This is a genomic window from uncultured Virgibacillus sp. (genome assembly GCF_947495635.1).
GTDB classification, from domain to species: Bacteria; Bacillota; Bacilli; order Bacillales; family Amphibacillaceae; genus Virgibacillus; species Virgibacillus salarius.
In genome coordinates this window covers 1-10313 of record NZ_CANMAB010000127.1, presented here as the reverse complement: position 1 = coordinate 10313, position 10313 = coordinate 1, and the positions used below count along the sequence as shown (strand labels likewise).

The 10313-nt window shown below is 36.3% G+C and carries 10 protein-coding genes; 2 read left to right on the top strand and 8 right to left on the bottom strand.

Annotation, left to right across the window (positions count from 1 at the left end):
* Nucleotides 1-87: 87 nt before the first annotated feature.
* Nucleotides 88-1554 (bottom strand): spore germination protein, encoded by a 1467-nt coding sequence (locus tag Q1A47_RS18635; protein WP_299632671.1) that lies wholly within the window; start codon nt 1552-1554, stop codon nt 88-90.
* A 146-nt stretch (nt 1555-1700) separates the two neighbouring features.
* On the opposite strand from Q1A47_RS18635, the gene Q1A47_RS18630 reads away from it, so the two are divergent.
* Nucleotides 1701-2561, top strand: a complete 861-nt coding sequence (locus Q1A47_RS18630) for a hypothetical protein (protein WP_121605259.1) — start codon at nt 1701-1703, stop codon at nt 2559-2561.
* A gap of 186 nt (nt 2562-2747) precedes the next feature.
* Here the strand turns inward: Q1A47_RS18630 and Q1A47_RS18625 are convergent, their stop codons facing one another.
* From Q1A47_RS18625 to Q1A47_RS18595, 7 genes are all read right to left on the bottom strand, one after another.
* Nucleotides 2748-4295 (bottom strand): rhomboid family intramembrane serine protease, encoded by a 1548-nt coding sequence (locus Q1A47_RS18625; protein WP_026681149.1) that lies wholly within the window; start codon nt 4293-4295, stop codon nt 2748-2750.
* A 97-nt stretch (nt 4296-4392) separates the two neighbouring features.
* Nucleotides 4393-4587, bottom strand: a complete 195-nt coding sequence (locus tag Q1A47_RS18620; RefSeq protein ID WP_026681150.1) for a hypothetical protein — start codon at nt 4585-4587, stop codon at nt 4393-4395.
* 601 nt (nt 4588-5188) lie between these two features.
* Nucleotides 5189-5773 (bottom strand): 5-formyltetrahydrofolate cyclo-ligase, encoded by a 585-nt coding sequence (locus Q1A47_RS18615; protein ID WP_211911310.1) that lies wholly within the window; start codon nt 5771-5773, stop codon nt 5189-5191.
* Between the two features lie 88 nt (nt 5774-5861).
* The gene (gene rpmG / locus Q1A47_RS18610; RefSeq protein WP_026681152.1) at nt 5862-6011 is read right to left on the bottom strand and encodes a 50S ribosomal protein L33; all 150 of its coding nucleotides are present in this window, start codon (nt 6009-6011) and stop codon (nt 5862-5864) included.
* Nucleotides 6012-6520: 509 nt separating this feature from the next.
* Nucleotides 6521-6736 (bottom strand): twin-arginine translocase TatA/TatE family subunit, encoded by a 216-nt coding sequence (tatA, locus tag Q1A47_RS18605; protein ID WP_121605260.1) that lies wholly within the window; start codon nt 6734-6736, stop codon nt 6521-6523.
* A 34-nt stretch (nt 6737-6770) separates the two neighbouring features.
* Entirely contained in the window at nt 6771-8489 is a 1719-nt protein-coding gene (locus Q1A47_RS18600) for a GMC family oxidoreductase (RefSeq protein WP_166530966.1), read from the bottom strand.
* 23 nt (nt 8490-8512) lie between these two features.
* On the bottom strand, nt 8513-9274 hold the full coding sequence (locus tag Q1A47_RS18595) for a gluconate 2-dehydrogenase subunit 3 family protein (RefSeq protein ID WP_343231065.1): 762 nt from the start codon (nt 9272-9274) through the stop codon (nt 8513-8515).
* A 104-nt stretch (nt 9275-9378) separates the two neighbouring features.
* Here Q1A47_RS18595 and Q1A47_RS18590 point away from each other — a divergent pair, with 104 nt between their 5' ends.
* On the top strand, nt 9379-10065 hold the full coding sequence (locus tag Q1A47_RS18590; RefSeq protein WP_034678957.1) for a hypothetical protein: 687 nt from the start codon (nt 9379-9381) through the stop codon (nt 10063-10065).
* The last annotated feature ends 248 nt before the right edge of the window (nt 10066-10313 follow it).

Genomic DNA, 10313 nt, shown 5'->3' with positions numbered 1-10313 from the left:
TCAAACATTTCAAAATAACTACTTGGCTTAACGCAGTCATTGCACTGATTTTATACTTTCTTAACTTATAAAAAAAGATCCAGACGTTTAACGATCTGGATCTTTGGGGTGTAAAAAAGCAGGTCGCCTATTTTTAAGCGGAATGGGTGATCGTAGAAATATATCACGAAATGGACGGTAAGAGAAAGGGATAAATGGCCAAAAATAAGCCACATGGAAAGCCTTCATCCTTGTTAGATATAATAGCCATAACGTAACTCCTAAAATATATCCAATACCTCCTAATAAAGCAGAAGATAGTAGCAGGAATATGCGTACCAACCGATTAGCTAAGCTTAATTCATAGCTTGGAGTGGCATATGTTCCAATCGCAGCTACAGCTAGATATAGTACGACTTCGTGCGAAAACCAACCAACCTCTACAGAAACCTCTCCGATCATAATAGCAGCTACTAAGCCAAGTGCCGTTGCTAAGGAGGATGGAGTATGGATTGCTGCCATCCTTAAAATATCAATCCCGATCTCAGCTATCAGAAATTGTACTAATAATGGTACAACGCCTATCTCATCAGGGCCAATATATTGGAGAGTCTCTGGTAGAAATTCAGAGTTCTTCGCAAACAAATAATATAATGGTAAGATGAATATCGATGCTATGACCGCAATAAAACGAACTAATCGTAAATATGCGCCCACTAAAGGTTTTTGTCTATATTCTTCTGCATGCTGTAGATGATGCCAATACGTAGCGGGAGTAATCATTACACTTGGCGATCCATCTATAATGACCATGACATGACCTTCATATAGATGTGCTGCTGCTGTATCTGGTCGCTCTGTATAACGAATCGTAGGATATGGATTCCAATGCCTTCCACTAATATATTCTTCAATCGTCTTTTCAGCCATAGGCAAGCCATCCGTATCAATCTTCATTAGCTTTTTCTTTAGATTTTCTACACGACGATTATCAGCAATATCCTCCAGATAACAAATACAAATATCTGTTTTTGATCTTCTTCCTAATTGTAAATATTCCATCCGTAGCGATCTATCACGAACTCTTCTACGAGTCAGAGCAGTGTTAAAGACAATCGTTTCAACATACCCATCTCTAGATCCTCTTACAACTCGCTCCAAATCTGGTTCTTGCGGGGAGCGTGCTGGATAGGTTCTAGCGTCAATCATGATTACTTTATTGATTCCTTCAACAATTAGCGCCGCTGGCCCACCTAAAACCAAATCCGCAGCTTCGTTTAAATCAAGTACCTCGTCAACTTCCACATAGGGGATATACGTTTTTATTAATTTTGTAAGCGTATCAGGTTGCAAATCTTCAGGACTTAACTTAGCAAATAACTTCATGATGTATAGTAAAATGTCGTCTTTAGCAAATCCATCAATTAAAAATAGTGACATTTCAACGCCAACATATTCTAAATCTCGTTGAATCATATCAAAACTTTTATCAACCGCTAATCGTTCGTTTAAATACGCTCGATTTTTTTTTAAACTCTTTAAATAATGGCTGTTTTTCTTTCTCCATAAACTCACCTATCCAACATGTTAGATTACTAATAGTTTGAGCACTGGAAGGATAACTATGCATAAACCAGTTAAAGAGTTCATCAATTCCATCATATATTAAAACTTATACTCATATATTGGACTAAGACAAGCAGTTTAAAGGCGGGAAGCATATGAACAAATGGCATTTAGTTATTACGATTATCACAGCAGCATGTGTAATAGCAGTTGTATATCTAATCAGACTGAACTCTACTCCTGCCATTACATACTTTCCAATTGATAATAATACAACCTTCTCTAAATCGGAGACACAGCTCCAACTATTCTCGGAAAAAGGCAAGGATAATTATGAAATTACATGGGAGTCTGATTCTATCACAAATATGCCGATCTATTTACGACAAGATGTATCATTGCTATATGATAACGGAAGATTAAAGGGGGCAAAGACAAAATGGACGCAGGATACAGATACCATTCAGTTACGGGAAAAACTATTTCATGAAGATAGCAGTTTATTTCAATCTATCTCATTTCATCATGGTGAGATACATCGCTCAAGTAATGATATAAAAAGCATTCATCGCATGTCTAGCGATTACTTATATGTCATAGATTCACCGACAACAGCACTTGATTCATTTAAAGAGCCTCATAACAATTATGAAAAAGAATGGAAAGATTTACTTGATCGAACAACGAAGCAACAGCTTCTTTATCATTGGCATCAATTATTTCATTATTTCCATATTAATCCAGATAACTATCTTAGCGTACCGCTTACGGATTTAGTCCATTACAACACAAAGCCATTACCATCATTGACACAAGCGCAAACGAATAAAATTATTGGACAACTTTGGGAGGGACTGTATAAAAATTATGTTATACCCGTAGTAAATACCACCAATGAAGAGCTGAATAGCTATATACCAATTATTTTATTTGATAAAGAACAAAAGCATCTACTTGTACTATATGAAATCAACGGAAAAAAAGAAAAACTGATACAAAACTATTCTTTTCAATAAAATATGAAAATAAAGTGAAACTTCAATTCGTGGGGGTTTTGTTTCCCCCCCACGAATTGAAGTTTCACAAAGGTCCTATTATCTAATGTAAGAAACGAGGTGAGAGTAGGCTTTATGTAGTTTTAGATACTCGTTAATGACCCTCTTGAAAAAAGGAATCCTCTACTCGAAAGCACCCATACATTATTAGTTAGCTGATTTACCAGTAAGTTGTTCATATAACCTTATAAAATCATCATTGTCAGGGTTTAATTGATACGCGCTTTCAATAGCTGATTTAGCTTTTTCTACTTTCCCGTTATTCTTATATAAAATTGCTAAATTATAATATGCCTCCGGAAAACTATGATCAATTTCTATACTTCGCTCTAAATCTTCAATCGCTTTTTGATCTTGATTTAATTCAATATACGCATAAGACCTATGAAACAGGATGGCAGCTTCTAGATTCCCTTCACTTTCTAAGGCCTGATTAGCTTGGGAAATGATAGCCTCGTACTTTTCTTGTTTTAGCAATTCTTCTATTTGCATTACATGATACACTTGATTATTCATATTATTGTAATAACCGAATTGAATAAGACCATATGCAATAATGCAATATAGCACAATTGCTATCATTTGTTTAAACGTTTCTTTACGCTTTGGTAAATGGACTATTCCAGATGCAATAAATCCAGCTACTAAACCTCCCAAATGCGCCCCATTATCAATTTGCGGTACGAAGAGACCAAATACGATATTAATTCCGATTAAAACTAAAACATTCGTTCCCATTGTTTGAAAGAAAATTTTCCGATTATGTAATCCAAAGAATAATAATGCTCCGAACAATCCAAACAATGCACCTGAGGCACCAGCCGCAATACTTGGAGAAAAGGCAAAACTCGCTATCCCACCACCAATACCGGCAAGAAAGTAGATACATAAAAATCGAAATGAGCCATATATACGTTCAACTAAAGTTCCTAAATAATAAACAGCAAGCATATTCATGAGTAAATGAAGGAACCCAATATGAAGAAACATAGAGCTAATGATGCGCCACCATTCTCCTTGTTCTATGATAGCAGGATTGTACTTTGCACCAAAATCAATTAACGGCTGCATGGAACTACTTCCACCGTTCAGTTCTACTAATACAAACATCCCAATGCAAATTGCAAGAATAAGATAGGTAAATAGCGGCTTACCAAAGGAGAATACCGCCTGAGTTTGCTCTTTTTGATCCAAAACATTTTTCTTTAAATACTTTTTATAATTGTGTAGCTGACTTTCCTTATCTATAGGTTCTTGAGAATCAGCGGTATTTATTGTTATATCTGTATCTTTTTCCAAACGTATTTTCTCTTCCACAAACTGTTCATCTGACAAATAATAAACATTCATGGAAATAGGGTGCTTCTCATTTAGCTGCATTGGCTTCTTTAGCATTTCCCAATCATCGACAGGCTCGTGCTCGGATATGTAAACATTATAAATTTGAATAACTTTACCTCGCAACAATCGTTTCATTGCTTTAACTTTTTGAAAAACAACTGCAATATCCTTTTTTAAATAGTTCTTCCAATCAAACCCACGACCTAGGAAGCGAATGACTGTAGATTTTTTCCCTTCTTTTTTCTCTAGCCATATTTCATCTTCCTGATCACTTACAAATAGCACGTCATATTGATAAGTCTTTACGTAATGATAAGCGATTTGATATATATTATATTGGTTATCTATGTACATCCTCGACCTCCCCTTAGACTTCCATCATACCAAATCCCTCATCATTTTTCTTTTATCATGATAAAAGAAGCTGCAAAATTCACAACTTCTTCACCGATTAAGAATTTGATGTATTTTTCTGGAACATTGTCGGTATAATTTTCGAACGAACTGCTGGCACGTTCATGGATAAACTTACCACAACTTTTCTTAAAAATCCAATAGCCAATAATGTATTCATAATCCGATAGCGCCATTTATAAAGCAAGCTCGCCGCAGTTATCATTCCGGCAAATAAAAACAGAATACGCATAAATACACCTCTTTTTATCATGGTACTTCTAGTTTTCATCTACCTGATTATTTTTATGCATGTACGATACTATATATTGTTCAAACCACGTATGTTCCTGACGCTTGTTGCAACTCCCTTTTATCAGAATACGGGCATCTGGGAAAATAGTGAAAAGAATATCCTCCTGTATAGCTACGCGTAAAAAAAGGCGTTCTTGTAAATTTCTAAAGCTTCCAGTATGAAATCATGAAGCTAATTTGAATCATATTTCTACCGCAGAGAACCGTTTCATTTACAATCGCTTCTGATTTTAGAGCTGGATAATCTTTTTTGACAGGTTGGACAATTTGATCTGAAAGCTAATTTCACATCATGTTGTAGATTATCCCAGATATTTTTCGTAATGAGTTGTGATTACCAGTAACATACTTCATAGACCAATAAGCTAAAAAGCGGCTACTTGTTCTACTGCAGGTGAGATAGCACCTACCCTATCAAATGATTGCAAAGTTTACTACCAAGCACCCCTAGCCCAACAACAAGTACGGTATAATTCTCTATTCGCCTCTGTCCATTTTCATGTATTGGACGAAATAATTGTTGACAAATGTATCTACTCTCATTCATCGATCCTTCTTCTGTCATAACTGCTTATCCATGTATCTTCTGTAATTAAGTGGTCTACCGGAATATCAAATGATTCCTTTGGTATAGCGTCTACTAATTGACTACTATGTAACAGTGCAACCGTATGATTGGAATAGTTCATTAAAAATCGATCATAGTAACCTCCGCCAAAACCAATTCGGTAACCTTTCCTATCAAAGACAAGCCCTGGTACAAATAGCAATTCAATCGCATTTATATCTATTTGTTTCGTTTCATCTGGCTTAGGTTCAAGCAATCCATAATAGACAACCTCTAACTGATCAAAGGAACTAATTTGATAAAATGTTAACGTTTTATCAGCTGGAGAACACTTCGGTACACAAACTTGTTTCTGCTGCCTCCAGGCTGTTTCAATAATGTTTCTCGTATCCCATTCAAACGCTTGCGAGACCGTTAGTCCAATTACCCTGGCGTTTTTCCAGAGCGATGAAGCTATAAGTCGTGCATATAAGCTATTCTCAATTTCGCGTTTCTTTACTGGATTTAATTCTTTAAGCATCTGAAGCTTTGCTGACCGAATGTGAGCTTTATTCAAATCAATTACCCCCGTTTGAGTTAATAAGTACAGCAAATGATTAAAAATAAAACCCTTATCAGCTGATAAAGGTTTTATTTTTAATCATTTATTTTGTTTCACGATGTAGAGTGTGTTTTTTAAGACGTGGACAATATTTCATAAGCTCAATACGTTCAGGATTAGTACGTTTGTTTTTCGTAGTAATATAATTACGATCTCCTGTTTCAGTACAAGCTAAAGTAATGTTAACGCGCATGATTTTCCCTCCAAACTTTACCTAATTGCTTCAAAACGAGCGATTAATTCATTTCAGACTTATTTATAATATCAGATGTTGATGAAACTATCAAGAAGTAAGCTAGAAATCCTTAAGAATTTGATCAGTTTTGGAAAATCAATTCGCCTATTCTAATAGCTATAATAAACCACAACTAGACGAAGTATAACAAGAGATATTATATATAAAACAAGAGCGCAAGCCCCCGATTAGAAACGTTGCCTAGAGCGAGTCAACGGAGATATAGAAATCACGGTGAGCTTATGAGCCGATAATGGCTTAGATTAGGACTATTCGTGAAGTCGCCTGACTTCTGGCTGGAGCTGGATGCTAGCTCAACACTCCCATATTTAATCACATGGGCTAATTTCCTAGACAACAAGAAAAAGGTTGTCCATTACTCTGAATAGCCAACCTTTTCTTATTGAAAAATTTCATATCCTTTTTCAAATGCAAGCAAGATAGTTGTTAATTGGGCGTTTTGCAATTTAGTCAGATCTCTTCATTTTTGCTGCTGTCACATCTTTTGGCTTTGTGGTTTCAGCTTGTTCATCATCACTCATAATGTCACTGGTAGTCTTTTTAAATTCCGATAACGTCTTTCCTAATGCCGATCCAATCTCAGGTAACTTTCTTGGACCAAATATAATTAATGTAATGATTAGAATAATAATCAAACCTGGTATACCTATATTTGTAAGCAATTACAGCACCTTCTTTCCTAATCAAACCAACCCATTAAGATGTAAGAAGTCCACCATCCTTACTGTATTTAACCACTCCTTCTGCAGCACGATATGCTAACGCACCAACGGTATCAGTAGGATTATAACCGCTATTATGTGGAAAAGAGGAAGCTCCTACAACGAACAGATTCTCCATATCCCACATCTGCGAATAATTATTAACCGCTGATGTTTCCGGATCTGCTCCCATAATTGCACCTCCGGTATTATGCGTTGACTGATAGGTAGTAATATCATAGGGTCCCAATTCATCCATCGCATCGATTTTATCAGCACCCATCTCTTGCAGAATTTCCTTTGCTTTTGTTGCGGTAAACTTAGCAAGTTCTTTATCTTGGTCTCTAAATCCATAAGTCATGCGAATTAAAGGGTCACCAAAAGCATCTTTATACATTGGATCTAAGTCCAAATAATGCTGTTTATATGGTAAGCTGGCACCCATGGCACCAATGGACAACGTCCTATTAATATATTTTAATGAGTTTTGCTTAAATTCCTTACCCCATGTTGCTGAATCAGAAGGAATTGGATTGGTCTGAATCGGTCTTTTTCCAGTCTGTGTTAGAGACAAATAACCACCATGTAAAAAATTCACATTTGAATGGTCGAAATTATCCCCATTAAAGTCGTCGATAACCATTCCTAAGGCGCCTGCTCCAGCGAAATTATTAAATTTCTTGTTTTCGAAAAACCCTGTTGCTGCACCTTTAATGATCTGATAAGCATAATTTTTTCCGATAACTCCTTTACCACTAGCAGGATCATACGGGCGACCAATTTTTGAATTCAGTAAGAGTTTTACATTATTAAATACGTAGCTTGTTAATACTACCATATCAGCTGGTTGTTCTATTTCTTCACCGGTAGTTAAATCTGTATATAGTACACCAGTTGCCTGCCCATCCTTATGTAAAACTCTTCTCACCCAAGAATGGGTTCTTAAGTCAAATTTACCCGTATTTTTAGCTACCGGTATAACCGTAACAACCGGATCAGCTTTTGCTCCATATTCACAACCAAAGCGTTCACAAAATGCGCAATACTGACAAGCGGCTCTACTTATACCATCTGGATTTTTATACGGTTCTGATAAATTGGCAGAAGGGATCGTATACGGATGATATTTTAGCTTTTCTGTTGCTTCTTTAAACATTTTCATTTGCGGAGAATGTAGCATTGGCCCGGTAGGATACTTATCCGAGCGTTTACCCCCTAACGGATTTTCCTCACCTGAAATACCAGCCATTTTTTCAAACTTGTCATAGTATGGCTCGATTTCATCATAGGTAATTCCCCAATCCTGAATCGTCATATCAGCTGGTATCTTACCTTTCCCATATCGTTCAATTGTTTTACTTCGTATTTCGAAGTCATACGGCAAAAATCGAAAAGTTTGTCCATTCCAATGAACACCAGCACCACCAACACCATCTCCGAATAAAAATGAGCCATACTGACGCATTGGTAATGCTCGCATTTTCTCATTACCTCTAAATGTTATCGTTTCTTTAGAAAGATCCTGCATCAACTCATAACGAACTGCATAGCGCAATTCATCATGAGCCATATAATAGTCTTCGGTTTCTCTTTCCTGTCCTTTCTCCAACCCAACCACTTTCAATCCTTGTTTTGTCAGTTCTGAAGCAATAATACCTCCACCCCAACCGACACCAACAATTACTACATCTGTCTTTGGTAGTTTTTTAGTCATCATATCACCTCATACCATTTTAATTACTGCATATGGTCTCGAAGACTCCTAGGTTCAATTTGCTGAAATTCTTCACTCTCGATTACCTGGGTATAGTTCATTTGATCGCCAGGATAATCTCTTAATTTCCAACCTTGCATATCTTTATTTCCACCATATAAAGGATCACTATACACTCCTTCTAACGTCATACTCCTTAGAAGATTGAAGAACCCACTTGCTGAAACAGTCGTAATATTCACCTTATCATCGGCAAAATCTGCTAGCACCGTATCCTGTTCATCAGCAGTTAAATCCGTGAAGCCCTTTTTATATTTCGAATGACTATAGTTTTGCATTTCACGAATACCAATCTTGAAAATTTCTCTTCTTTTCAATCTACCTTGATAACCTTGGGTTTTTTCACCATGAAAGAAAGGAGGATTCATATAATCCCTTGCGTTGAAGCCATAAGAGCCTGCCAATTGATGATCAATATAAAATGCCACTCCTAACGCTTGAGCTCCTGGGCCATTTTCATCTTCTGGAAAAATGCGTTCTGTTGCCGCTTCAACAGTTTGAAATTCTACTTGATTAAAATTCATTAACGCATGATTGTAATTTTTTGTTTCATTAGCAGCCTGTTGTGGCTCTTTTTCATCGGTTCCCCATGGGATAACACTGCCTAATACACCACCAACAGCTAGACCCCCGACGGCAAAACCTGAGTTTCTAAGAAACTTTCTACGAGATAAACTCTCTTGATCAATCTTTTCCTTATTATTATCTTCTGCCAAAAGACTCACCTCCTTATAAGTTGACCTTATTATGTCACCAAAAATAACCACTCATACATAAAAAATTTCAGGACATAATACTTATAAATCATTTATTATGGAGGGAAGCTTTTATGTTAAGAAAATGGAAACTATCAATATTGCTGATCACAGTTCTAATCACAGCATTACTTACTGCTTGTACTGCAAACGATAACAGTGCGATGGAAGATGAACATACGAATGACATGAATATGGCCAACGTATCCGATCATGCCAATCAGGAAAACTTAAATAATCCAAATATAATACCTAGTGAGACAAGTGATAAAACACGGACCACGAATAAAAAAGGAACTACCTATAGCGGCATGGGGCAAAATTTATATAGTTCGATCGGAAGCTCTGGTATTCATGAAGGTGGTGTTTCTTCATTTTTTGAATCTATTTTAAAGAGCGAAGGAATAACTGGAATTAAGGTATTTGTTGTTGATGATTCAGTTATCCTAGCTAGAAATAACGAACAAACGACTAGTCATCAATATGATGATATGCAAAAAGACCTTTTAAGTGGTACAGAAGGCTTATCCTCAAAAGGAGAAACCGAAGAAGTAGAAAATAATAATGAAAAGAATCCTAATGATAACTTGCAGCAAGCCAAAAATAAGATGAATGAGATGTTCAATGGTGATGTAAAAATTCTTACCGTTACACAACCAGGAGCTGTAGAGCTAATTGAAGGAATTAAAGAAAACATTATGGACTCAGCTTACTCAGATGCATCGAATCAATTGCTAGAGCTATTTAATATGGCAAGCTAATCTAGCTATCGACTGGATTATTAAACGTAGTATATCTAAAATTAACTAATAATAAGTTCATCTTTCCATATGGACTCTTACTGCGGACACAGCCTCAACGAATGCTGCTAACCACAATACGCTTAGAAGCGAAGATTTTCGAATTGAGCTGTTTCCGCAGGCTTTACTGCAAGAAAAACTGAGCAAAATTCGCTCAGTCCTTATCACTAAATGCTCAGATTTACGCTTCCTCTAGTAGCTATTATGGA